A 24,226-nucleotide genomic window follows, 5' to 3' on the forward strand; every position below is an offset into this window, starting at 1 on the left:
GGCGCCGGTGCCGAAGATCGACATCGAGGCCTACGCGAAGGGGGTGCTCGACGGGAAGCGCGCGTTCATCGCGCGTGCGATCACCCTCGTCGAGTCCACCCTGCCCGCCCACCGGGTGCTGGCGCAGGGGCTGTTGACGGAGCTGCTGCCGCACGCGGGCCGGGCCCGCCGGATCGGCATCAGCGGTGTCCCGGGGGTGGGCAAGTCCACCTTCATCGACGCGTTCGGCACCATGCTGACGGGTCTGGGCCACCGGGTCGCGGTCCTCGCGGTGGACCCCTCGTCCACACGCACGGGCGGCTCCATCCTGGGTGACAAGACCCGGATGGAGCGGCTGTCGGTGGACCCGGCGGCGTTCGTGCGGCCGTCCCCGTCGGCGGGCACGCTGGGCGGCGTCGCCAAGGCCACCCGCGAGTCGATGATCGTGATGGAGGCGGCGGGCTACGACGTGGTCCTCGTCGAGACGGTCGGCGTGGGCCAGTCGGAGACGACGGTCGCGGGCATGGTCGACTCCTTCCTCCTGCTGTCCCTGGCCCGCACGGGCGACCAGTTGCAGGGCATCAAGAAGGGCGTCCTGGAACTGGCCGACGTCCTGGCCGTGAACAAGGCGGACGGCCCGCACGAGCGCGACGCGAAGGCGGCGGCGCGGGAACTGTCGGGCGCGCTGCGGCTGATGCACCCCGTGGACGCGGCCTGGACGCCGCCGGTCCTGACGTGCAGTGCGCGGGAGTCGGCCGGGCTGGACGAGGTGTGGAACCGCCTCGAACAGCACCGGACCCTGCTGGACGCGGGGGGCCGGCTGGCGGCGAAGCGGGCGGCGCAGCAGGTGGAGTGGACGTGGTCGATGGTCCGCGAGGCACTGCTGGAACGGTTGCGGGCGGATCCCTCGGTGCGGGAGCTCTCCTCGAGCCTCGAAGCCTCGGTCCGGGCGGGCACGGTCACGGCCACGTCTGCGGCGGACCAGATCCTGGCGGCGTTCGGCCGGGCCTGACCCGTGTACGTGCGGCGCCGTTGCGGGGGCCCTGCCCCCGAGCCCCCGCGCCTCAAACGCCGGCGAGGCTGGAAAGACCGGGGCTCCGCCCCAGACCCCGCCGGGCTCCGCCCGGACCCGCTCCTCAAACGCCGGAGGGCTGAAATTGCGCTCCGCGCAATCCAGCCCTCCGGCACTTGCAGGTTGCCGCCGGGCAAATCCAGCCCCTCCGGCGTTTGAGGAGCGGGGCGCGGGGCGGAGCCCCGGTCTTTCAGCCTCGCCGGCGTTTGAGGCGCGGGGGTCTGGGGGCTGGCCCCCGGCAGCGGCGCCGCGCATGCGGGGACGGGCAGGCGGCAACGGGCAGGCGGGGGTTAGACCTCGGCCAGGATGGGGCTGGTGGCGTTCAGGGTGAGGCGGAGGATGCGGGACTGTTCCACCGGGTTCTCGGTGGCGAGGAGGGCCGAGAGGACCGCGATGCGGGCCTGGCCCGCGCGCAGGGTGCCCGTCGGGACGGCGCCGGCCGCGACCAGGTCCACCGCGCCGCCGTGCGTGTAGATCTCGGTGACCGGCCCGGCCATGACCCGCGTGCTCAGCGCGACCAGCACGCCCCGCCCGACGGCGACCTTGACCGCGTCCACGATCTCCGGCGTGGCGTTGCCCGCGCCGGTGCCGACGAGGACGATGCCGCGCGCGCCCGCCTCGACGGCGGCGTTCAGCAGGAGCGGGTCGCCGTCGGCGTGGTGCACCACCACGTCCACGCGCGGCGGGAGTTCCGGCATCGCGGGCAGCGGGAGCGGCGCCGGGCGCTGCGGCGTGCGCAGGATGGTGACCTTGCCGAAGCCAATCTTCCCGAGCAGTTCCTTGGAGGGGTCCGCGAACGCGTCCAGTTCCACGGCCTGCGTCTTCACGGTGCCGCGCGCGGCGTGCACCCGCCCGGCGAAGGCGATCAGCACGCCCAGCCCGCGGGTGTTGGCGGCGGTGAGCAGTGCGTCGTAGAGGTTGCCCGGTCCGTCCCCGTCGGCGGTGCCCATGGGCCGCTGCGAACCGGTGAACACGACGGAGCGCGGGTCGTGGTGGTGGAGGTCGACGAGGAACGCCGACTCCTCCAGGGTGTCGGTGCCGTGGGTGACGACGATGCCGTCGACGCCGGGGTCGGCGAGCACCTCGTGCACGGTGCGCAGCAGGGTGAGCTGGTGGGCGGTGGTCAGCCGGGGGCTGTTCACGCTGAACAGGTCCACCACCTCGACCGTGACGCCCTCGGGCAGCGGCGCGGTCGCGATGACCTCGCTCCCGTCGGCGTCCGCGGCGAAGCCGGAGCCCTGCCAGCGGCTGGCTATCGTTCCGCCGGTGCTGATGACGACGATCCGTCCCATTGGCCGTGGCCGCCCTTCTCGTACTCGCTCATGGTCACTCGCACACATGTGCTCAAAGCAGCAATGATAGAGCGATCTACGCGCAATGTGATTGCGTCTTCCACCCGGTCTGTTACACAGCGCGGGCGATAATTGCGCCATGGATGCCATTGACAGGGATATCTTGCGCGAGCTCCAGGCGGACGGGCGCCTCAGCAACCAGGAGCTCGCCCAGCGCGTGGGGCTGACCCCCTCCCCGTGCATGCGCCGGGTGCGCCAGCTGGAACAGGACGGGGTGATCCAGGGCTACCGCGCCGTGATCTCCCCCGAGGCGGTCGGCCGCGGTTTCGAGGTGCTCGTCTCGATCGAGGTGCGCCGCGACCGCGAGGCCGTCGAGGCCTTCGAGGCGGCCCTCCAGGACATCCCCGACGTCATCGAGGCCTACCGTCTCTTCGGCAGCCCCGGCTGCCTGCTGCGGATCGCCGTCGCGGACCTGCGCGCGTACGAGCGCCTGTGGATCGAGAAGCTGACGGCCCTCTCCGGCATCACCGAGGTCAACTCGCAGATCATCATGAAGCGCATCAAGGAACCGACCGGCCTGCCCGTCGACTTCCGCTGACACCCGTGAACGACAGAAAGCAGCACGTCATGAAACCCCTCGGCGCCGGTGACCCCATCCGGCTCGGCCCGTACCGCGTCCTCGGCGTCCTCGGCGAGGGCGGCATGGGCAAGGTGTACTTCGGCCGGGACGACAGCGGCCGGACCGCGGCCGTCAAAGTGCTGCTGCCGGAGCTCGCGCACGACCCGCACCTCGCCCAGCGGTTCCTGCGCGAGGCCCACACCGCCCGGGCGGTCACCAGCGGCGGCGTCGCCCGGGTCCTGGACGCGCGGACCGAGGACACCGGCAACCGGCCCTGGATCGCCACCGAGTTCCTGTCCGGGCCCACCCTCGACGACGCCGTCCGCCAGTACGGGCCCTTCGGCCCGGACGGCGTCCGCGCCCTCGCCGCCTCGCTCGCCACGACCCTGCGGGACATCCACGCGGCCGGGCTGGTGCACCGCGACCTGAAGCCGGCGAACATCGTGCTCACCTCCGAGGGGCCGCGCGTCATCGACTTCGGCATCGCGCGCCCCGAACACGGTCTGACGCTCACCACCACCGGCCAGGTGCCGGTCACCCCCGGGTACGGCGCTCCGGAGCAGGTCCTCGGTCAGCGCGTCGGACCGGCCGCCGACGTCTTCTCGCTGGGCACGGTGCTGGCGTACGCGGCCACCGGGCGGCGGGCCTACGACGGTACGCACGTGGCCGCCGTGCAGTACGAGGTGGTGCACGGGGAGCCCGAACTCGACGCGGTGCCGCAGGACTTGCGCGTACTGATCTCGCCCTGCCTCGCCAAGGACCCCGCGCACCGCCCGACCCCCGACCAGATCGCGGGCGCCTTCGCCCCGCCGCCGGGAGCGGACCGGATCTGGCGCACCGGAGCCCTGGCCGAGGACATCGAGCGCCGGGGCTCCGAGGCCGACCGGCAGGCCACCGTCATCGCACGCGATACCGGGACCGGGCCCTCGCGCAGAAAGCTGCTGCGCACCGGGCTGGTGGCCGGGGGCGTACTGGCCGCCTCGGGCGGAGCCGCGGGTGCCTGGTGGCTGCTGCGCGAGGAGCCGCGGGTGATACCGCCGGCCGGGCAGGAGAGCTACGCGGAGGCGCTGTCCCTGCTCTACGGGGACCACGGGACGGCTCCGCGCGAGCTGTGGGGTCCGCTGCCCGTGGCGGCTCAGGCGGTGGACGGGGTGGTCACCACCCCGCTGCCCGTGCTCGACGTCGTCGTCTTCGCGGCGAAGGGCGGCGGCCTGGCGGCGCGGCTGACGACCGACGGCAAGGAGAAGTGGCGGCTGCCCGGGGTCCGGCCCTCCGCCGGGCTGGTCGCTGTGCCCGGGCACCTGTTCGTGACCGCGGGCGACGACGGGGAGCTGCGCTGCTTCGAGGGCTCCACGAGCCGGCAGGTGTGGTCGGTGGAGGGCGCCGACACCGGCCGCATCCTGGCCGCGGACGAGTCGGCGGTGTATCTGGTGACGCGCGGCGGGAAGTTGCGCGCCGTGGACACGGCCGGCCGCAAGGTCCGCTGGACCGTGCCGCTGGCGGAGACCGCCGTACGGGCTCCCGGGCCGCGGGCCGCGACCGGCAAGGGCATGCTGGTGTTCTTCGGTGCCGACGGTGACGTCCTCGCGTTCGACACGGCTTCGGGTCGCACGGTCTGGCGGCTCTCCGGGCAGGCGAAGTCCGCCGTGCAGCCGCTCGTCGTGGACGACGTCGTCTTCCTCGGCGGGCGTTCCCTCCAGGCCCTGAAAGTCGGCACGGGCGTCGAGGTGTGGGACAACAAGTGGAACAAGAACACGAGCTCCGAGGAACCGCAGCAGGGGGCCGGGGGCTGGGGTCCGGCGGCGCTCCAGGACCGATACGTGCTCGCCCTGGACGGGACGTCGCTGTCCCAGGTGCCCAGGGACAGCGGCTTGGCGTTTCCGGTACGCCGGAGCGTGCCGGGGCCGATGCCGCACACGCCCCCGGTCGTGGAGGGCCGTACGGTCTGGTTCGTCGAGGCGGACGGACGGGGCGTCTCGGCCCACTCGACCATCGACCGCGGCCGCTTCTGGACCTGGTCCCCCGAATCACGCGGGCCCTGGGGCCTGTCCAGCGCCGGCTACCGCGTCTTCCTCGTCAACGACGGAAAGCTCACGGCCATGCCCACCATCGGCTGAGGCACGCCCCCGGCCCGTCCCCGCACCCAAGCGGCTCCCGCCCGGTTCGGCCGCCGCGGCGGGCACCGCTTAGGCTCGGGGCCGATCAACCGACCCGGGAGAGCGCACATGGAACGCCTTCGTCACGACGACCCGTCGCACGTCGGGCCGTACGTGATCCTGGCCCGGTTCGACGCCGAGTCCGCCGAACGCACCGTTCCCGAACGCCGCTACCTCGGGCGCACCGCCGACGGGCAGCGCACCGTTCTCGTCTGCGTGCCCCGGATCGGCGCCGATCCGTCCCGGTGGGCGATCGAGGCGGAGGGCGCCCGGCGGCTGTCCGTGCCCCGATTCCTCGGCATCGCGGAGATGGGCGGCACGGCGGGGTTCCCCTGGTACGCCGCCCCGTACACGCCAGCGCTGCCGCTGCCGGCCGTGCTCGCCGCGTACGGCGGCCCGCTGCCCGAGGACACCGTCCGCCGGCTCGGAGCCGCGCTCGCGGAGGGGCTGGCCGCCGTACACGCCCGGGGGGTGACGTACGCGGGCCTGTCGCCGGCCGCGGTGCTGGTCACCCCGGGCGGGCCGCTGCTGACCTGCGTCGGCGCGGTGCGGGCCGCGGCTCCCGACGGAGTGCGGCGGTCGGGGCTGCCCGGGCTCGATCCCGGGTGCCTGGCCGTGGAGCAGGCGTCGGGCGGCCGGCCCGGGCCGCTCGGGGACGTCTTCGCGCTCGGCGCCGTACTGGCGTACGCCTCCACCGGGCACACCGTGCCCGAGCAGGGCGAACTGCCGCCGGGCCTGCGCGGGCTGGTCGGGTCCTGTCTGTCGTCCGACCCGGCGGCGCGGCCGCAGTCCGCGGGGGAGGTGCTGCGCGAGCTCGTGTCCCCGGCGGCGGGCCGGGGCCCGGGCGGGGAGGCGTACCCGCGGGCCGGAACCGTCCTCGACCACGCGGCCGTGCCGCTGCCGGGCCGGGTGGTCGCCGCGCTCGCCGCCCAGTCCGCCGCGGTGCTCGCTGCGGAACTCCCCGCCCCGCACCAGCCGTTCGCCTCGCCCCAGAAGGTGCACTGACCCTGATGTCCGTCTCGCCGCCGCGCGCACCGCTCGCTCCCCTCACCCACGACGACCCCCAGGCCCTCGGTGACTTCCGGCTGCTCGCCCGGCTCGGCAGCGGCGGCATGGGCACGGTCTATCTGGCCCGTTCGGCGGGCGGGCGGACGGTCGCGCTCAAGACCGTGCACACCCGGATCGCCGCCGACACCACCTTCCGTACCCGGTTCCGGCTGGAGGCGGACGCGGCCCGGGTCATCGGCGACCGGTACGGAGCCCGCGTCTTCGGCTCCGACGCTGTGGCCGCCACGCCCTGGCTGGCCACCGAGTACGTCATCGGGCCGCAGCTCGACGAGGCGGTCCGGCTCGCCGGTCCGCTGCCCGAGGCGTGCGTCCGCTCGCTGGGCGCCGACCTGGCCCTGGCGCTCGGGCAGTTGCACCGCTCCGACGTGGTGCACCGCGACCTCAAGCCCTCCAACATCATGGTCACGGCCGCCGGCCCCAAGGTCATCGACTTCGGTATCGCGCGGGCCCTCGGCGACGAACGGCTCACCCGCACCGGGGCCGCGGCGGGCACCCCGGCCTTCATGTCGCCGGAGCAGGCCGGCGGTCTCGAACACTCCCCGGCCGGCGATGTGTTCGCCCTGGCCGGCGTACTGGTCTTCGCCGCGTCCGGGCACGGCCCCTTCGGTGGCGGGCAGGCCGCGGACCTGCTGTACCGGGTGCGGTACGCGGAGCCCGACCTGGGCGGCGTACCGGCGGCGCTGACTCCGCTGCTCGCCCGCTGCCTGGCCAAGGACCCGGCGCAGCGGCCCACGACGGCCGAGCTGGCCGGGCTGCTCGCTCCCGGCGGCGCCCCGTTCGCGGACGGGCTGCCGCAGCCGGTGCTCGCGGACATCGCCCGGCGCAGTGCGGTGGTGTGGCAGGAGCCGCCGCTCCGGCTGCCGGCGCCCGCCGTGGAGCCGGACACCGTGGTCGGCGCGGACGGCGGCATGTCGCGGCGCAGGCTGTTCGCGGTCACCGGCGCGGCGGCCGGCGGGGTGGCGCTGGCGGCGGGAGGCGGGCTGTGGGCCTGGCTCGGCAACCGCGACGGGGACGCGGCGAAGGATGCCGGGCAGCCCGCCCTGCAGCCGCCGCCGGACCCGCTGTGGCAGGACCAAGGGCCTCCTCCGCGGGTGGGCGGCACCCCGTTGGCGGTGAACGGCATGCTCGTCATGGCCCGCGGGATCACGACCGTGGGGCTCTCCCCGCAGGACGGCAAGTACCTGAGGGACTTCCAGGGGTTCTCGGACGCCTGGCGCGTCGCCACCGACGGCAAGGTCCTGTACGGGATCCGGAAGCCGGACGCCGCGGACAAGGCCCTGGCGGTGGTTCCACTGTCCCTGGAGAACGGCAAGGAGCAGGCGCCGCTCGTCCAACTGCCCGCGTACGACGGTACGAACGTGCTCAACCAGATCCTGGGCGTGGACGGCGACACCGTGTTCCTCTGCGCGAAGGCGGCCGGGAGCGGGCAGTGGTCCGTGGTGGCGGCGAGCCTGAAGACCGGCAAGGAGCTGTGGCGGCAGCCGACGGCGGCCCCCACCGCGAACCAGGTGGAGTTGGGGCGCCCGTCCCTCGTCCGCGCCAAGGCCGTACGCGGCGGGGTGCTGCTGTGGCAGCGGGCCGACACCGGCGACGCCCTGCGGGTGTCCCTGCACGACGCCGGGAGCGGCGCGGAGCGCTGGGCCGTGTCGCTGGAGGCGCCGGGTGCCACGCCGGACCAGCCGGCCACGGACGACCAGCACGTGTACGTCGGTGCGCAGAACCTGCAGGCGCTGCGGCTCACCGACGGCCAGCAGGCCTGGTCCTTCGGCGAGGGCCACGACGTGGGCAAGGTGATCGGCCAGCGCCGGTACGGCATGCCGGCCGTCCGCGACGGGATCGTCTACGCCGTGCAGGGCACGCGCGGCATCGTCGCCATCAGCGCCGCCTTCGGCACGCTGCAGTGGACGGACGTCCTGCCGCAGGGCACGAACCCGAATCGCGACATCGCCCCCGTGGTCACCCCGAGCCACATCTACAGCATGGACGCCACGGGCCTGCGAGCCGTCCGCATCCGCACGCAGAGCGCGGTCTGGCACTACCAGACGAGCGCCTCCATCCTGACCCCGGATCCTGACGGCAAGCGGCTCTACCTCCGCGAGGCGAAGAAGCTGATCGCCCTCCCGCTCCCCTAGTCCGTCTCTCGCCGCAGCGCGAACGCCCGTACGCCGACGGCTCCGGGAGCCGTCGGCGTACGGGTGTTGTGTTCAGCGGAGGATCAGCCGGAGATGTGGACCTCCTGCTCCCGGCGCTGCTGGGCCGGGATCGGGGCGCCGAGCACGTGGTTCAGCTTCTCGCCCTCGACGTCCATGTTCGGCAGCAGCCGGTCGAGCCAGCGGGGCAGCCACCAGGCCGAGCGGCCGAGCAGGGCGAACAGGGCGGGCACCAGCGCCATGCGGACCACGAAGGCGTCGAAGAGGACGGCGATGGCGAGGCTGAAGCCGACCATCTTGACGAAGACGTTGTCCTCCATGATGAAGCCGGAGAAGACGCTGACCATGATGATCGCGGCGGCGCCGACCACCCGTCCGCCGTAGCGGAATCCGGTGACCACGGCCTCGGACGGCTGCGCCCCGTGGACGTAGGCCTCCCGCATGCGGGTCACGAGGAAGACCTCGTAGTCCATCGCGAGACCGAACACCACACCGATCATGAAGATCGGCAGCGTGCTCATGATCGGGCCGGGCTGCTCGACTCCGAAGAAGTCGCCCAGCCAGCCCCACTGGAAGACGGCCACGACCGCGCCGAGGGCCGCGCTCACGGAGAGCAGGAAGCCGAGCGCCGCCTTGAGCGGGACGAGCAGCGACCGGAAGACGAGCACCAGGAGCAGGAAGGCGAGGCCGACGACCAGGCCCAGGTAGGGCAGCATCGCGTCGTCGAGGGTCTGGGAGAAGTCGATGAACAGGGCGGTCTGACCGGTCACCAGGATCTCGGCGCCTCCGTTGGCCGCGCCGAGGGTGCCGGCGATGCCCCGGATGTGCCCGACCAGGTCCTCGGTCTCCGTCTCGGTGGGACCGGTCTTCGGGATGACGGTGAGGACCGCGGTGTCGCCCGTGTCGTTGGGTGTCGCGGGGGTCACCGTGGCGACGCCCTCGACCTTGCCGAGCTCCTTGCCCACGCCGGCGGCGGCGGTCGCCGCGTCCTTGGCCTGGACGGTGACCATCAGCGGCCCGTTGAAGCCGGCCCCGAAGGACTCGGACAGCATGTCGTACGCCTTGCGCTGGGTGGTGTCCGGCGCCATGGTGCCCTCGCCGGGCAGGCCGAGCTGCAGGCTGGCGGCGGGCACCGCGATGGCACCGAGGCCCACGACACCGAAGAGGAGGACGACCAGGGGACGGCGTACGACGAACCGCGCCCAGCGGGTGCCCAGGTTCGGCTTCGTGCGGGCGGCCCGCTTGTCGGCCTTGCGCTGCTGGCGCTCGGTGAGCGGCTTGCCGTAGTACTTCTTGCGCTCCTTGCGGGGCATGACCTTGATCGGCGCGAAGCCGAGGAGCGCCGGGACGAAGGTGATCGCGATCAGTACGGCGACGGCGACCGTGCCGGCGGCGGCGAGGCCCATCTTGGTGAGCATCGGGATGTTCACCACGCTGAGGCCGGCGAGGGCGACGATGACGGTGAGACCGGCGAAGACGACGGCCGAGCCGGCCGTGCCGACGGCCCGTCCCGCGGCGTCCTGGCGCTCACGGCCCTCGGCCATCTCGGAGCGGTAGCGGGAGACGATGAACAGGGCGTAGTCGATGCCGACGGCGAGGCCGATCATCAGCGCCAGGGTGGAGGTGGTGCTGGAGAGACCGAAGGTGGTGCCCAGGGCGGTGATGGCCGCGCCGCCGATGGCGACGCCGAAGATGGCCGTGAGCAGGGGCATGCCCGCTGCGATCATCGAGCCGAAGGTGAGGACCAGGACGATGGCCGAGACCAGGATGCCGATGCCTTCCGCACCGCCGCCCGGAGCCCCGTCCACCTTCACGGCGTCGCCGCCCGCCTCGACGGTCAGGCCGGCGGCCCGGGAGTCCTCGAGCGCCTTGTCGAGGCCGTCGTGCGCCTCGTCGGTCACCTTGAGGGCCGAGACCTTGTATGTGGCCACGGCGTAGGCCGTGGTGCCGTCCTGGCTGACGGCGTTGGTCTTGAAGGGGTCGGAGGCCGCGACGACGTCCGGCGCCTTGGCGAGCGCGCCGACCAGGCTCTCGACCTTGGCCTTCTGGGCCGGATCGGTGAGCTTCTCGCCGGCGGGGGCACGGACCACCACGCGGGCGGTCGCACCGTCCACGCTCATGGCCGGGAACTTCTCCTTCAGCAGGTCGAAGGCCTTCTGCGACTCCGTACCCGGCATCGAGAACGTATCGGTGGGCGGCGGCGGAGCGACGGAGGCCGCGAAACCGGCCCCGACGACGACGGCGAGCCACAGCAGTGTCACCAGGCCTCGTCGCCTGAAGGCGAATCGGCCCACTTTGTAAAGGAAGGTGGCCATAGCGAAAAGAACTCCTGTTTGAATCGGTACCGCGAGCGGCGGCGGGTGTTTCCGGTGGGGACGGACGGCCGGTCAGTACGGCCGGCTGCAGGCCCGGCCGGCCCGTTGCGGGCCGGTCGAGGCGAAAAGGCAGAGGAGGCGAAGGAGGCGCCGCTGGCACGCTTCCTACGACGTCGGGTCGATGACGCCAGCATGGCACACATATGGTGCCACTGTCGCGCCACATCTGAGCCAGAGCGGCAGTCTGGCCGAAAGACGTCGCCCGTACAGCCGGGCCACGGGTCTTCCGACGCGAGCAGGAACACTGCGCCGACCTGGGCCGCGACGCCCCGGAACGACCCCGGAACCGGGCGGGGACACAGCCGCGCGAGCCATCGCATTCCGGCCGGTGTCCATCGGACCCTCCCGCCAGCCCCGGCGGCACCGGCCCGGCCACTGTGGCGCCATCGTGACGCCATCCCGGCTCGGCCGGCCGGTGCCGCTCATGCCGGCACCTCCGCCTCTTCCAGGTCCGGCACGATCACCGTGCCGACCCCTTCGTCCGCGAACATCTCCAGCAGGATCGCGTGCGGGACCCGCCCGTCGATCACCCGCGCCCTGTCGACTCCACCCCGCACCGCGTGCAGGCAGCCGGTCATCTTGGGGACCATGCCGTCGGCGAGCTCCGGCAGCAGCTTCTCCAGTTCGCGGGCGGTGAGCCTGCCGATGACCTCGTCGCTGAGCGGCCAGCCCGCGTACAGACCCTCGACGTCGGTGAGCATGACCAGCTCCTGGGCGCGCAACGCGGTGGCGAGCGCCGCGGCCGCGGTGTCGGCGTTGACGTTGTAGACGTGACCGTCCTCGGCGCTGCGGGCGACCGGAGAGACAACCGGAATGCGACCGTCCGCCAACAGTGCCTCGATGGCCCCGGTGTTCACCCGGGATATGTCGCCGACCCTGCCGATGTCCACCGGCTCGCCGTCGATCCACGGCACGTGCCGGGTCGCGGTGAGGGTGTCCGCGTCTTCTCCGGTGATGCCGACGGCGAGCGGGCCGTACGCGTTGATCAGCCCGACCAGTTCGCGCTGCACCTGCCCCGCGAGCACCATCCGGACCACGTTCATGGCGGGGGTCGAGGTGACCCTGAGGCCTGCCTTGAACTCGCTGGCCAGACCGCGCCGTTCGAGCTCGGCGCCGATCTGCGGACCGCCTCCGTGAACGATCACGGGCTTCAGTCCCGCGTAACGCAGGAAGACCACGTCGCGGGCGAAGGCGGCGGTCAGCGCCTCGTCGACCATGGCGTGTCCGCCCAGCTTGATGACGACGGTCCGGTTCTGGTGGCGGGTCAGCCAGGGCAGCGCCTCGCCCACGGACCGCGCCTTGGCCAGGGCTGGATGCTGACGGGTCGTCATGGTCGTCATGAGAACCTCGCGCGCAGGGTGAAGAGAACGCCGGCCGCGCTGGTGACGCTCATCGGCACAACTCCTTCTGTGGAGGACTCAGGGCTCCCGGAAAACGCGAATTCCCGCGGGCAGAGGCCGCGGTCGCCGGTCCAGCATCGCGCGGGAGAAGGGCCCACCGGAAGCCCATTCCAGGGAACTCAGGGCAGAACGGCGAAGATTCGGGGCAGTGTGTTACCGCTGTCCCGTCAACAGGACGGCGGGGAAAGGGCATCGACGACCGGTGGAGCGCTTCATGGGCCCACCGGTCTCCACGGGGCGCCCGAAAGGTGCCATGATCGGGCATGGCGGTCTCGCCAACTCCATCCCCACTAACGGATGACGGCCCGTTTCCCGCCCGGGAAGCGGACCGTGAACGGCTTGAATTGGAGTGCATTCATGAGCAGCAACCCGTTCGACGACGCTGACGGCCGGTTCTACGTCTTGACGAACGACGAGGAGCAGCACTCGCTGTGGCCTTCGTTCGCCGAGATTCCGGCCGGCTGGCGCATCGTATTCGGCGAGGAAAGCCGCCAGCAGTGCCTGGAGCACGTCGAGGCGAACTGGACCGACCTCCGCCCGAAGAGCCTGCGCGACGCGATGGCCGCCGACTCGGTTTCCGCCAGCGCCGCGTGAGGTGAATGCGGCATTCCACGGAATGGCCGAAGACGGACGAAGGGTGGGCCCCGGTGCTGGAGGAACAGCACCGGGGCCCACCCTTCGGCGTGGGGGGTTGGAACGCGGGGTCAGGCCCGGCCGGCCGCGCCGGCGACCTCGACGGTGCGCGCCCCCGCCTGCTCCTGTTCGGCCCGCCGCAGCACGATGGAGTCGGCGATCTCCCCACTGCGCACGGCGATGTTCGACAGCAGGGACGAGGACAGCCCGTGGGTGTGCTCGGTGCCGCCCTGGAGGTAGATCCCGCAGGACGGTCCGGTCGCGGTGACGAGCCGGTAGTCGCGCTCCACCCGGTGCCGGCCGTTCACGTCCCGCAGGAAGTGGCGGTCGAAGTCGCCGAGCAGGCGGGCCGGGTCCATGCCCTCGTAGCCGGTGGCGAAGACGAGCGCGTCGACGTGCAGCTCCTGAGGCTCGCTGTCGAGCAGCGAGTTCAGGGTGAGCCGCGTGTCGCTGCCGTTCCGGGTGACCTCCGCGACCCGGGTGAGGTTGAGGAAGTACAGCCGCTTGCTGCCGCGCACCTCCTCCTCGTACGAGCGCTGGTGCAGGTCGCGGATCACCTCGTCGTCGACGACCGAGTAGTTCGTGTTCCGGTGGTAGTGCCAGAAGGCCTCCCGTGCCTGGTCGGTGCCGAAGTAGTACTCGTCGACCGCGGCCGGGTCGAACACCTGGTTGGCGAAGGGCGTGTCGTCCGCGACGGAGTACCCGTAGGACGGGATGACCGCCGAGACGCGCGCGTGCGGAAGCTTGTCGTACAGGAACCTGGTGATCTCGGCCGCGCTCTGGCCGGCGCCGACCACCGCGACGCTCTTGAGCTCGTTGGGGTCGAGGCCGTGGAACTTCTCCAGGAACTCGGAGCTGTGCCACACCCGCTCGTCGCGCGCGACCCCCGCCGGCATGCGCGGCACCAGGCCCGTCGAGATGGTCACGTTGCGCGTGCGGACCTGGCGGACGCCGCCCGCCGCGTCGCGGACCTCGAGCCGGAGGTGCTCGGGGGTCCCCGCACCGGTGTCCTCGGCGGGCCGGATCGCGGTGACCTCCGATCCGTAGGAGACGCGGTCGGCGAGGCCGGACGCCGCCCATTCCAGGTACTGGTGGAATTCCTGCCGGGTCGGGAAGAAGTCCTGGTTGTTCACGAACTGGACCAGCCGGCCCGCGGCGTGCAGATACGAAACGAAGCTGAACCGGGACACCGGATTGCGGAAGGTGGCCAGGTCCTTCAGGAACGAGATCTGCATGGTCGTCGACGGCAGCAGCATGTTGCGGTGCCAGCCGAAGGCGGGCTGCCGCTCGAAGAATGCGGCCTTGACCGGGTGCTCCGGAACATTGGCCCGGTGCTCTTCCAGAGCGATCGCGAGCGACAGGTTGGACGGGCCGAAGCCGATGCCGACCACGTCGTGTATCTCGTGGTTATGCGTACCCGTTGTACCCATAGACAATTCTCCCGCTAGCGTCTTGGAATCTCGACCGGTGATCCGGGAGACCTCTTTTAAGTATTGCGCCGGAGAACGTCCCGGCGCCAACCTGAACACGTCAAGAAGACGATCCTGGCGACCCTGATGCGGACCGAATACCGAATATCTCTGTCCGGCCGACGGGACAGCGGTATGGTCGGCCCGGATTTCCATGTCCTCGCGCATTTGCGCAGACCGAAAGGGTGAATTCCGGATGTTCGTCCCCAGCAACTATCGCGAACCGGACGGTTCGTGGATGACCGATCTGATACGAGACAATCCACTGGCCATGGCGGTGACCAACGGGACCGCCGAAGACGGACCCTTCGCCACGCACCTGCCGGTGATCGCGGACCCGCAGGCGAACGACGAATGGTCGGACGACCTGTCCGGCGGCATTCTGCTCGGGCACATGAACAGGGCCAATCCGCACTGGGCGGCACTGGAAACGGGAAGCCTCGTCCTGCTGACCTTCACCGGGCCGCATTCCTATGTATCGCCGACGGTGTACGAGAAGTCGCCGGCCGCCCCCACGTGGAATTTCACCTCGGTGCACGTGCGGGGCGTGGTGGAGAAGATCGATTCGATCGAGGCGACGATGGGAGTCGTGCAGTCGACCGTGCGCGCCTTCGAGGAGTCGAAGTTCGGCACCGGCTGGGACATGTCCGATTCCCTCGGCTACTTCCGCCAGATCGTGCCCGCCGTGGGCGCCTTCCGGGTCAGGGTCACGGGGGCTGAGGGCATGTTCAAGCTCAGCCAGGAGCAGCCCTCCGAGGTCCGCGGCCGCGTGCTGGACTCGTTCGCCCACAGCCCGTGCACCCGGCAGCGCGACACTGCCGACCTGATGCGCCAGCTGCCCTGATCCGCGAGGCCGGCCCCAGCCTTCAGGGCCCACACTCCCGAGGGAGTGCGGGCCCTGTGACCCGTACCGCCGAGCGGTCAGGCGGTGATGGCCAGCCGCTGCACGGAGCCGGGCGACTGCGCCGGCCCACCGGGCTCCGCGGATCGGGCGGGTTCCGCGGACCGGCCGGCCTCCGTGGACCGCTCGACCTCCGCGGACCGGCCGGCCTCCGCGGACCGCTCGGGCTCTGCCGAACCGCCGGAATCCACCGCCCCTTTGAGCTCCGCGGGCCCATGGTCGTCCTCCAGCCTTTCGAGCTCCTCCAGGGCCTCCTTCGCCGCGCTGTCCAGGGTCACCAGCACCCAGCGCTCGAAGTCGACGCCCGCCTGCTCCGCGGCCTTGTGCCACCACTGGAGCCGGCTGCCGGGCACCTCCAGCCGCCGCGTCGGCTCGGCGGGCAGCCTGACCTGCGCCTCGTCCTCGCGGGCGGCGCGGATCGCGCTGCGCAGCTGCTTGGTGGTCCACTTGCGCTGCTCGGCCCGGTCGAGCCAGGCCTCCTGCTCGTCGTGCGGCAGCGAGGCCAGCTCGGCGTGGTGCTGGAAGCTCAGGGCGCCCCGCCGCCGGCTGAAGTCGAACCGCCGGGAGACCCAGGCGTAGTTGCGCAGGGTCTGGTACTGCAGCCCGGCGGCGCGGATGCCGCGCTGGTAGCGGTCGGTGTAGTGGTCCTTGCCGTACACGAGCCAGTCACCGAGCCACCATGAAGAGGAGTCAACGATTCCGGACAGCTGGCGTCCAGCCTTCTCCCAGTCGTCGAAGGACATCCCCGCCGGCATCTGCAGGCCCACCTTCGTGGTCAGCACCTGGCCACGGCGCGGATCCTCACCCATGGCCCGCCGCTGCCTCGGCGCCGGGTCGGGGCTCGTACGGATCTGCCCGATTCTCGATCCCTCGATGTCGCCGGCCTGAATCGCCATCATGCCTCCATGTGAAGGGGTCCACAGATCAGGTGTGGAGGCTCCCAGCCCGTGCTAAAGGCAGGCCAAAGCGGCCGGACGCCGGCTCGTCCCGCGGGGGTGGGCCCTGCGGGCCGTCCCGTCGACGGGACAGCGTCACGGAGCTCATCGAACAATTGAACAGACGCCGGCCGTTGTCGGCGCCTTTCTGTTCTCCACTTCCCGGGCGGAGGGTATGTTCATTCTCGGCCAGAGTTTCTTCGCTGCGGCACACGAGTATTTCCGGCGCCGCCGGCCCGGCTTGTTCACGAGGCATCAGAGGTAAAAGCGTGGCGGTTTTCGTCCGTATACCCACGCGCCCGCACCGCGCCTCCCCAATTCAGCTCATCCAGTCAATTCAGCAGGAGCAGGAGGATCGGAAATGACGCAGTGCGGGGCCGGGCACCGGCTTCTGATCACCTGACCGCCGAACACAACGGGGAGGAATCACATGAAGCACCGCAGCGCCGGCCCGCTGGGCCCGCTTCCGGAGTTCCTTGGGCAGTACGTGGCCGGGGAGGGGCGCATCCCGGACGGCATCGACGTCGTCCCGTTCTTCACGCCCGCCGGGGACAAGATGTGGCTGGTGTGCGACTACGCGCTGGCCCGCAAGGTCCTCACGGACAAGCGGTTCAGCCGCGCCGAGGCCGTCACGCCGCACGCCCCGAAGCTCAACGACGCCCAGCCCGTGCCCAACTCCATGATGAGCATGGACGGAGCCGATCACTCCAGGCTGCGGCGCGTCGTGACCAGGGCGTTCACCACCGGACGGACCAACGCGATGGCCCCGGCCGTGGAGGAGCTCGCCGACCGCCACCTCGACGCCATGGCCGCGTCGGGGCCGAGCACCGACCTGATCGAGGCGCTCGCGGCCCCGCTGCCGCTCGCCGTCCTCTGCTCGCTGCTGGGCGTTCCGCCCGAGGACGGCACGCGGTTCCGGGACTGGGTCGAGGTGCTGTTCGACATCTCCGCCAGCACACCGCAGGAGAAGGCCCGCCGCCGGCTCGAACTCATCGACTACATGGCCGACTTGATCGACCGCAAGCGCCGCCGGCCCGAGGACGACCTGCTCACCTCCATGATCGGGGCGCACGAGCAGGGCGACCTGTCCATGGGCGAGCTGCTCACCATGGGACTCACCCTCCTGATGGCCGGCTACGAGACCGTCGTCGGGCAGATCGGCACGTCGGCGCACGCCCTGCTCCGCGACCCCGGCGCCTACGAGGAGCTGCGCGAGCAGCCCGACCGGCTGGCCCCCACGGTCGAGGAGCTCCTCCGCCTGACCCCCTCCACCCCGATCAGCTTCCCGCGCGTCGCGGTGGAGCCGGTGCCGCTCGGCAGCGTGACCGTCCAGGCCGGGGAAGGCGTGATCGTCTCCCTGCTGCACGGCAACCGTGACGGCAAGACGTTCGCGGACCCCGAACTGATCGACCCGCAGGGGCACGACGCCGCCCATCTGACGTTCGGTCACGGAGTGCACCGCTGTCTCGGCGCGCCGCTGGCCAGGCTCCAGCTGCAGATCGTCCTGGAGCGCCTGTTGCGGCGGTTCCCGACCCTCCGCCTGGCTCCCGGCCCCGACGCCGTGGTCTGGAAGGACGGCCTCGGCACGCGCGGGCTGTCCCGGCTGCTGGTGGAGTGGTAGCCGCTCCGCGCAGGCCGGTCGTACAGGCGGATCGCCTCCCGGGTGTTCCCGGCGTCCGCCGTTCAAGTGCTGCTCCCTGGAACACCTTTGGACTTGGAGTGAGGATCCGCATGTCTGTCGAGACCACCCGCCGCGATGCCGAGCTTGTCGGGGACGCCGGGAATGCCGGGGAGCCCGTCGCCGTCATCGGGCTGTCCTGCCGCTACCCGGACGCGCACTCCGGCGGGGCAGCCGGCTCCGAGGGCGCCGAGGGCTTCGACCCGGGCCCCTTCGGCCTCGCGCCGGACGCGGCCGCGTCGATGGACGCGGGGCAGCGGCTCCTGCTGGAACTGGCCTGGGAGTCCCTGGAGGAGGCCGGCATCGTGCCGGCCTCCCTGCGCTCCGCCCGTACGGGGGTCTTCCTCGGCGCGCCCGGTTCCAGCCGGGCCGCAGAGGCCGGCGCGGCGGCCGGCACGGACACCGCCCCGGACGCGGACCGCGCCGAGGGCGTCCGCGCCGTACTCGGTCTGAGCGGACCGGGCCGGACCGTGACCGGCGGCGCTCCGTCCGCCCTGAACGCGGTGCACCTGGCGTGCGCGAGCCTGCGTTCCGGCGAGAGCGGGATCGCGCTCGCGGGCGGTCTCGACGCCGGACCCGCGGGCGGGGCCGTTCTCGTACTCAAGACCCTGGCGCGGGCCCTGGCCGACGGCGACCGCGTACGCGGTGTCCTCCTCCGCACCGGGCCCGCCGCCGAGCGGGCCGAGGGCGGGCCCGCCGGTGCCGCCGGTACCGCCGGGCTGGTCGAGGCCCTGCGCTCCCCCGCCTCCCCCGGGCAGCCGGTCAGCGTCTCCGCCGCCGACGCGGACGCCGACGGCACGGCCTGGTCGGTGGAGGTCGCCGAGGCGCCCCGTACCGAGCAGGAACCTTCCGCCGGCCCGGCCGCCTTCCGGGGCGCCACCCTGCCCTGGCTGGTCTCCGGAGCGAGCGCGGCCGCCGAGCGTGCGCAGGCCGGGCGGCTCCTGGCCCGGCTCACGGCGAGCGCCGGGGGCACCGCGACCGCCGAGGGCACCGCGGACAGCACCGCGACCGCCGCACGCCCCGGCATCGCCGACATCGGTCACTCCCTCGCCGTGTCGCGCACCGCTTTCGCGCACCGCTCGGTCCTGCTGTCCGGCACCGAGGACGGGTTCGCCGAGGAGCTGGCCGCGCTCGCCGAGGGCCGCCGCGGCTCCGGGCGCGTGAGCGGCACGGCCACGGCACGCGACCGGGCCGTCTTCGTCTTCCCCGGCCACGGCGCGCAGTGGCCCGGCATGAGCGCCGACCTGCTCGACACCTCGGACGTCTACCTCGCCAGCATCCGGGCCACCGCCGAGGCGCTCGCCCCGTACGTCGACTGGTCCCTGGAGGACGTCCTGCGCGAGGCGCCCGGTGCGCCCGCGCTGGACCGCATCGACGTCATCCAGCCCGCCCTGTTCGCGACCGCGCTCGGCCTCGCCGCCCTCTGGCGCTCCTTCGGCATCGAGCCCGCCGCGGTCGTCGGGCACAGCATCGGCGAGCTCCCCGCGGCCGTGGTCGCGGGCGGGCTGAGCCTGGAGGACGGCGCCCGCGCCGCCGCGCTGTGGGGCAAGGCGCAGGCCCGGCTCGCGGGCCGGGGTTCCATGCTCTCGGTGCTGCTCCCCCTCGACGAGGTGCAGAGGCGCCTGGCGCCCTGGGGCGGGAAGCTGGCCGTCGCGGGCGTCAACGGGCCGCGGTCGATCGCCGTCGCCGGCGACATCGACGCGATCGAGCGCCTCCAGGAGGAGTTCACCGCCGAGGGGGTGCGGGCCCGCCGGGTCGCCATCGACTACGCGCCGCACTGCGCGCACATGGACGAGATCCACGAGGAGCTGCTCACCGTCCTGGCCCCGCTGCGGCCTCGGAAGGGGAACATCCCCTTCTACTCCGCTCTGACGGGCGCCCTGCTGGACACCCGCTCGCTGGACGCCTCGTACTGGTTCCGCAGCCTGCGCGAGCCCGTGCTGTTCGAGAGCTCGATCCGGTGCCTCACGGACCACGACCTCTTCGTAGAGATCAGCCCCCACCCGGTGATGACCCTGCCCGTCGAGCAGATCCTGGAGACCACCGACTCCACGGCCCTCGCGGTCGGTTCGCTGCGCCGCGGCGCGGACGGGCCGCACCGTTTCCTGTCCTCCGTGGCGGAGGCGTACGCGCACGGCGCCCCGGTGGACTGGAGTCCCGTCTTCCCCGTCGACGCCCCGGTCGTCGCCCTGCCCACGTACGCCTTCCAGCGCAGCGCCCCCGGTGCGGCCGCCGACCCGTTCGGGACCGGCGGGGACCCGGAGCGCACGGCCAGGTTCCTGATGGACCTGGTGCGCTCCGAGGTGGCCCTCGTCCTCGGCCGCGGAAAGGGCGGGGACATCGACCCCGGCCGCTCCTTCCAGGAGCTCGGATTCGACTCGGCGACCGCCGTGGAGCTGCGCAACCGGCTCTCCGCCGCCACCGGTCTGAAGCTGCCGACCACCCTCCTCTTCGACCGGCCCACCCCCGAGAAGCTGGTCGCCCGGCTCGCCGAGCTCTCGGGCGTGGTCTCCGCGCACGAGCCCGTCTCCCGTGCGGTCGCGCGCCGGGTCCCCGGCTCCGACGAGCCCATCGCGATCGTCTCCATGGCGTGCCGCTTCCCGGGCGGCGTGGCCTCCCCGGAGGACCTGTGGCGGCTGCTCGTGGAGGAACGGGACGCCGTCACCGAGTTCCCCGGCAACCGCGGCTGGGCGCTGGAGACCCTCTTCGACGGCGACCCCGACCGCGCGGGCCGCTCGTACACCCGCCAGGGCGGGTTCCTGCACGACGTCGACCGGTTCGACGCCGAGTTCTTCGGGATCAGCCCGCGCGAAGCCACCGCCATGGACCCGCAGCAGCGCATGGTGCTGGAGACCGTGTGGGAGGCCGTGGAGCGGGCCGGGATCGATCCCGCCGCCCTGCGCGGCAGCGGCACCGGCGTGTACGTAGGCGCCATGGCGCAGGACTACGGCCCGCGCCTGCACGAGGCGGGCGAGGGCGTCGGCGGGTACCTGCTGACCGGCACCTACACGAGCGTGGTCTCCGGCCGCGCCTCCTACACCCTGGGCCTGGAGGGCCCCGCCGTCACCGTCGACACCGCGTGCTCGGCGTCGCTGGTGGCCCTGCACATGGCGGCGCAGGCGCTGCGGGCCGGCGAGTGCGAACTGGCCCTCGCCGGCGGTGTGACGGTCATGGCGACCCCCGGCATGTTCGTGGAGTTCAGCCGCCAGCGCGGCCTGTCGGTCGACGGGCGCTGCAAGTCCTTCGCCGAGGCGGCGGACGGCACCGGCTGGGGCGAGGGCGTCGGCATGCTCCTCCTGGAGCGGCTCTCCGACGCCCGCCGCAACGGCCACGAGGTCCTCGCGGTCATCCGGGGATCGGCCATCAACCAGGACGGCGCGAGCAACGGGCTCAGCGCCCCCAACGGCCCCTCGCAGGAGCGGGTGATCCGTGAGGCCCTCGCCGCCTCCGGGCTGTCGGCGACGGACGTCGACGCCGTCGAGGCGCACGGTACGGGCACCCGGCTCGGCGACCCCATCGAGGCGCAGGCCCTGCTCGCCACCTACGGTCAGGGGCGCGACGCCGACCGGCCGCTGTTCCTCGGCTCCCTCAAGTCGAACATCGGGCACACCCAGGCCGCCGCCGGTGCGGGCGGCGTCATCAAGATGGTCATGGCGATCCGCAACGGCCTGCTGCCCCGCACCCTGCACGTGGACACCCCGACCTCGCACGTGGACTGGGCGAGCGGCGCGGTCTCGCTGCTCACCGAGGCCACCCCGTGGCCGGAGACCGACCGGCCCCGCCGGGCCGGCGTCTCCTCCTTCGGCGTCAGCGGCACCAACGCCCACCTCGTCCTGGAGCAGGCCGCGGAGCCCGCACCCGCCGAGCCCGAGCCGACCGAACCCGAGCCGGCCGGGACGCAGGCGCCCGCGGCCGTCCCCTTCCTCCTCTCCGCCAAGAGCGACCAGGCACTGCGCGCGCAGGCCGGCAAGCTGCTCGACCGGCTTCGGGAGCAGCCGGGCGACCGCCTCGCGGACATCGGGTACTCCCTCGCCGTCGGCCGGGCCCACTTCGACCGGCGGGCCACCGTGGTCGCCGAGGACCTCGCGGGCCTGGAGCAGGGCCTGCGGGCGCTGGTCGACGGCGCCACGGACCGCGGCCTGGTCACCGGGCAGAGCCGGCCCGCGGCCCGTCCCGTGTTCGTGTTCCCCGGTCAGGGCGCGCAGTGGGTGGGCATGGCGGCCGGCCTCCTGGAGTCCTCCCCGGTGTTCGCCCGGCGGATGGCCGAGTGCGCGGCGGCCCTGGAGCCGCTGGTGGACTGGTCGCTCCTCGACGTCGTACGCGGCGCCGAGGGGGCTCCGGGCTTCGAGCGGGTGGACGTGGTCCAGCCCGTGCTGTGGTCCGTGATGGTGTCCCTGGCCGAGGTCTGGCGCTCGCTGGGCGTCGAACCGGCCGCGGTCGTCGGCCACTCGCAGGGCGAGATCGCCGCGGCCTGCGTGGCGGGCGTCCTCAGCGTCGAGGACGCGGCCCGGGTCGTGGCGCTGCGCAGCCGCGCGCTGACCGTGCTGTCGGGCCGGGGCGGCATGATGTCCGTGGCCCAGCCCGTCGCGTGGGTGCGGGAGCGGATCGGCGCCTGGGAGGGACGGATCTCGGTCGCGGCGGTCAACGGACCGTCCCAGACCGTGGTGTCCGGCGACCCGGAGGCCCTCGCCGAGTTCCTCGCCCAGGCCAAGGAGCAGGGGGCGCGCGCCCGCCTCGTGGACGTGGACTACGCCTCCCACTCGGCCCATGTGGAAGAACTCGAGGACGAGTTGGCGCGGATCCTCGACGGCATCGAGGCACGCCCGGGCGAGGTCCCGGTGTACTCCTCGCTGACCGGCGCGCTGCTGACCGACACCGCCCTGATGGGCGCCGGGTACTGGTACCAGAACCTGCGCGAGACGGTGCAGTTCGAGCAGGCGGTCGGCGAGCTGCTCGCCGCCGGCCACCACACCTTCATCGAGGTCAGCCCGCATCCGGTGCTCACCATCGGCGTGCAGGCGGCCCTCGACGAGGCCGGCGCGCGGGGCACCGCCCTGGGCACCCTGCGCCGCGACGAGGACGAGGCCGGACGCCTGCTGCTCTCGCTCGGCGAGGCCCACTGCCACGGCGTGCGCGTCGACTGGTCCGCCGTGTTCGGCGGTACGGGCGCCCGGCGGGTCCAGGTGCCGACGTACGCCTTCCAGCGGAGCCGGTTCTGGCTCGACACCCCGGTCACGGCGGAGGACCCGTCGGGCCTCGGCCTCGCCTCCGCGGAGCACCCGCTGCTCGGCGCGATGACCAGCCTCGCCGACCGCGAGGGCGTGCTGTTCACGGGCCGCGTCTCACGGCGCACCCACCCGTGGGTCGTCGACCACGCGGTCGTCGGTACGGTCCTGCTGCCCGGCACCGCCCTGGTCGACATGGCCGTCTCGGCGGGCGACCGCTTCGGCTACGACCAGCTCCGGGAACTCGTCCTGGAGGCGCCGCTGATCGTCCCCGAGGAAGGCGGCATCCACCTCCAGGTCGCCCTCGGCCCCGCCGAGGAGTCGGGCACCCGCTCCGTCACCGTCCACTCGCGCCCCGAGGGCGCGGCGGAGGAGGAATGGACCCGGCACGCCTCCGGCCTGCTGGCCACCGGCGAACACCCGGTCCCCGCCGCCACGCGGACCTGGCCGCCGGAGGGCGCGCGGTCCCTCACCCGTGAGGACACCTACGACCGGCTCGCCGACCGCGGCTACGAGTACGGGCCGGTCTTCCAGGGCCTCGGCCGGGTCTGGCAGTCGGGCGAGGAGCGGTTCGCGGAGGTCTCGCTCCCCGAGGAGCAGCACGCCGACGCCACGGCCTTCGCCCTCCACCCGGCGCTCCTCGACGCGGCCCTGCACGCCATGCTGCTCGGTGACGGCACCGAGCTGACCATCCCGTTCTCGTTCAACGGGGTCACCCTGCACGCCACGGGCGCGACCGCGCTGCGGGTGCACGTGATCCCCTCCGGCCCCGACAGCGCCTCGCTGACGGCCACCGACCCCGACGGACAGCCCGTCGTCACGGTCGACTCCATCACCCTGCGCCCGGCCGGCGACCTTCGGGCGGCCACGAACACGGGCAAGCACTCCGGCCTGCACCGACTGGGCTGGAAGCCCCTGCCGCAGACGGCCGTGGAGACCACGGCCGGGCTCTGGGCGGTACTGGGTTCGGATCCGCACGGCCTGGCCTCGGCCGTCTCCGGGGACACGTACGCCGACGCCGCCGAACTGCGGACCGCTCTCGGCGACGGCGCCCAACTTCCTTCCTTCATAGCCCTGTCACAGGAGACCACCGAGGTCCACGCGGCGGTTCAGGGCACCCTGGCCACCCTCCAGGAACTGCTGGCCGACTCCGCCCTGGACTCCACCCGGATCGTCGTCCTCACCCAGGGCGCCACCGCCCTCACCCCCGACGAGGACATCACCGACCTCCCCGCCACAGCCCTCACCGGCCTCATCCGCACCGCCCAGAACGA

At 72.8% G+C, this 24,226-nt stretch carries 14 protein-coding genes; 9 read left to right on the plus strand and 5 right to left on the minus strand.

The genetic code is table 11. From position 1 onward, the window contains the following. Nucleotides 1–7 precede the first annotated feature (7 nt). Complete coding sequence (meaB, locus tag ACIPYQ_RS23270; protein WP_401254220.1) at nt 8–991, plus strand: methylmalonyl Co-A mutase-associated GTPase MeaB; 984 nt, start codon at nt 8–10, stop codon at nt 989–991. Between the two features lie 350 nt (nt 992–1,341). Here the strand turns inward: meaB and ACIPYQ_RS23275 are convergent, their stop codons facing one another. Continuing rightward, on the minus strand, nt 1,342–2,343 hold the full coding sequence (locus tag ACIPYQ_RS23275; RefSeq protein WP_361753848.1) for an asparaginase: 1,002 nt from the start codon (nt 2,341–2,343) through the stop codon (nt 1,342–1,344). A 139-nt stretch (nt 2,344–2,482) separates the two neighbouring features. On the opposite strand from ACIPYQ_RS23275, the gene ACIPYQ_RS23280 reads away from it, so the two are divergent. From ACIPYQ_RS23280 to ACIPYQ_RS23295, 4 genes are all read left to right on the plus strand, one after another. After that, complete coding sequence (locus ACIPYQ_RS23280) at nt 2,483–2,941, plus strand: Lrp/AsnC family transcriptional regulator (protein WP_319726384.1); 459 nt, start codon at nt 2,483–2,485, stop codon at nt 2,939–2,941. 5 nt (nt 2,942–2,946) lie between these two features. Beyond that, nucleotides 2,947–5,079: a PQQ-binding-like beta-propeller repeat protein gene (locus ACIPYQ_RS23285; protein ID WP_401254225.1), complete on the plus strand. Its 2,133-nt coding sequence runs from the start codon at nt 2,947–2,949 to the stop codon at nt 5,077–5,079. Nucleotides 5,080–5,187: 108 nt separating this feature from the next. Then, entirely contained in the window at nt 5,188–6,123 is a 936-nt protein-coding gene (locus tag ACIPYQ_RS23290) for a serine/threonine protein kinase (RefSeq protein ID WP_401254228.1), read from the plus strand. A 5-nt stretch (nt 6,124–6,128) separates the two neighbouring features. Continuing rightward, nucleotides 6,129–8,318, plus strand: a complete 2,190-nt coding sequence (locus tag ACIPYQ_RS23295; protein WP_401254231.1) for a protein kinase — start codon at nt 6,129–6,131, stop codon at nt 8,316–8,318. Nucleotides 8,319–8,401: 83 nt separating this feature from the next. On the opposite strand, the gene ACIPYQ_RS23300 is transcribed toward ACIPYQ_RS23295, so the two are convergent. Both ACIPYQ_RS23300 and argB read right to left on the minus strand, forming a co-directional pair. Beyond that, nucleotides 8,402–10,651: an MMPL family transporter gene (locus ACIPYQ_RS23300; RefSeq protein WP_361753840.1), complete on the minus strand. Its 2,250-nt coding sequence runs from the start codon at nt 10,649–10,651 to the stop codon at nt 8,402–8,404. Between the two features lie 482 nt (nt 10,652–11,133). Next, nucleotides 11,134–12,042: an acetylglutamate kinase gene (argB, locus tag ACIPYQ_RS23305; RefSeq protein WP_361753838.1), complete on the minus strand. Its 909-nt coding sequence runs from the start codon at nt 12,040–12,042 to the stop codon at nt 11,134–11,136. A 426-nt stretch (nt 12,043–12,468) separates the two neighbouring features. Between argB and ACIPYQ_RS23310 the strand changes: the two genes are divergently transcribed. Beyond that, nucleotides 12,469–12,705, plus strand: coding sequence for an MbtH family protein (locus ACIPYQ_RS23310; RefSeq protein WP_361753836.1), 237 nt, complete (start codon nt 12,469–12,471; stop codon nt 12,703–12,705). A gap of 110 nt (nt 12,706–12,815) precedes the next feature. On the opposite strand, the gene ACIPYQ_RS23315 is transcribed toward ACIPYQ_RS23310, so the two are convergent. Continuing rightward, nucleotides 12,816–14,174, minus strand: coding sequence for a lysine N(6)-hydroxylase/L-ornithine N(5)-oxygenase family protein (locus ACIPYQ_RS23315; RefSeq protein ID WP_401254236.1), 1,359 nt, complete (start codon nt 14,172–14,174; stop codon nt 12,816–12,818). Nucleotides 14,175–14,409: 235 nt separating this feature from the next. Between ACIPYQ_RS23315 and ACIPYQ_RS23320 the strand changes: the two genes are divergently transcribed. Further along, entirely contained in the window at nt 14,410–15,057 is a 648-nt protein-coding gene (locus ACIPYQ_RS23320; protein WP_401254239.1) for an FMN-binding negative transcriptional regulator, read from the plus strand. Nucleotides 15,058–15,134: 77 nt separating this feature from the next. Here ACIPYQ_RS23320 and ACIPYQ_RS23325 read toward each other — a convergent pair whose 3' ends face one another. Continuing rightward, nucleotides 15,135–16,013 (minus strand): LmbU family transcriptional regulator, encoded by an 879-nt coding sequence (locus ACIPYQ_RS23325; RefSeq protein ID WP_401254242.1) that lies wholly within the window; start codon nt 16,011–16,013, stop codon nt 15,135–15,137. Between the two features lie 466 nt (nt 16,014–16,479). Here ACIPYQ_RS23325 and ACIPYQ_RS23330 point away from each other — a divergent pair, with 466 nt between their 5' ends. Further along, nucleotides 16,480–17,670: a cytochrome P450 gene (locus ACIPYQ_RS23330; protein WP_401254245.1), complete on the plus strand. Its 1,191-nt coding sequence runs from the start codon at nt 16,480–16,482 to the stop codon at nt 17,668–17,670. A gap of 110 nt (nt 17,671–17,780) precedes the next feature. Next, on the plus strand, nt 17,781–24,226 hold a 6,446-nt coding region (locus ACIPYQ_RS23335; RefSeq protein ID WP_401254248.1), incomplete at its 3' end, for an acyltransferase domain-containing protein.

The organism is Streptomyces sp. NPDC090045, assembly GCF_044747975.1.
Lineage (GTDB): Bacteria > Actinomycetota > Actinomycetes > Streptomycetales > Streptomycetaceae > Streptomyces.

What these genes read in the sequence shown, in the direction of transcription:
- ACIPYQ_RS23275 (WP_361753848.1), bottom strand. Translation starts at nt 2,343, where the DNA reads ATGGGACGGATCGTCGTCATCAGCACCGGCGGAACGATAGCCAGCCGC.
- ACIPYQ_RS23280 (WP_319726384.1), top strand. Translation starts at nt 2,483, where the DNA reads ATGGATGCCATTGACAGGGATATCTTGCGCGAGCTCCAGGCGGACGGG.
- ACIPYQ_RS23290 (WP_401254228.1), top strand. Translation starts at nt 5,188, where the DNA reads ATGGAACGCCTTCGTCACGACGACCCGTCGCACGTCGGGCCGTACGTG.
- ACIPYQ_RS23295 (WP_401254231.1), top strand. Translation starts at nt 6,129, where the DNA reads ATGTCCGTCTCGCCGCCGCGCGCACCGCTCGCTCCCCTCACCCACGAC.
- ACIPYQ_RS23300 (WP_361753840.1), bottom strand. Translation starts at nt 10,651, where the DNA reads ATGGCCACCTTCCTTTACAAAGTGGGCCGATTCGCCTTCAGGCGACGA.
- argB (WP_361753838.1), bottom strand. Translation starts at nt 12,042, where the DNA reads ATGACGACCCGTCAGCATCCAGCCCTGGCCAAGGCGCGGTCCGTGGGC.
- ACIPYQ_RS23310 (WP_361753836.1), top strand. Translation starts at nt 12,469, where the DNA reads ATGAGCAGCAACCCGTTCGACGACGCTGACGGCCGGTTCTACGTCTTG.
- ACIPYQ_RS23315 (WP_401254236.1), bottom strand. Translation starts at nt 14,174, where the DNA reads ATGGGTACAACGGGTACGCATAACCACGAGATACACGACGTGGTCGGC.
- ACIPYQ_RS23320 (WP_401254239.1), top strand. Translation starts at nt 14,410, where the DNA reads ATGTTCGTCCCCAGCAACTATCGCGAACCGGACGGTTCGTGGATGACC.
- ACIPYQ_RS23325 (WP_401254242.1), bottom strand. Translation starts at nt 16,013, where the DNA reads ATGATGGCGATTCAGGCCGGCGACATCGAGGGATCGAGAATCGGGCAG.
- ACIPYQ_RS23330 (WP_401254245.1), top strand. Translation starts at nt 16,480, where the DNA reads ATGAAGCACCGCAGCGCCGGCCCGCTGGGCCCGCTTCCGGAGTTCCTT.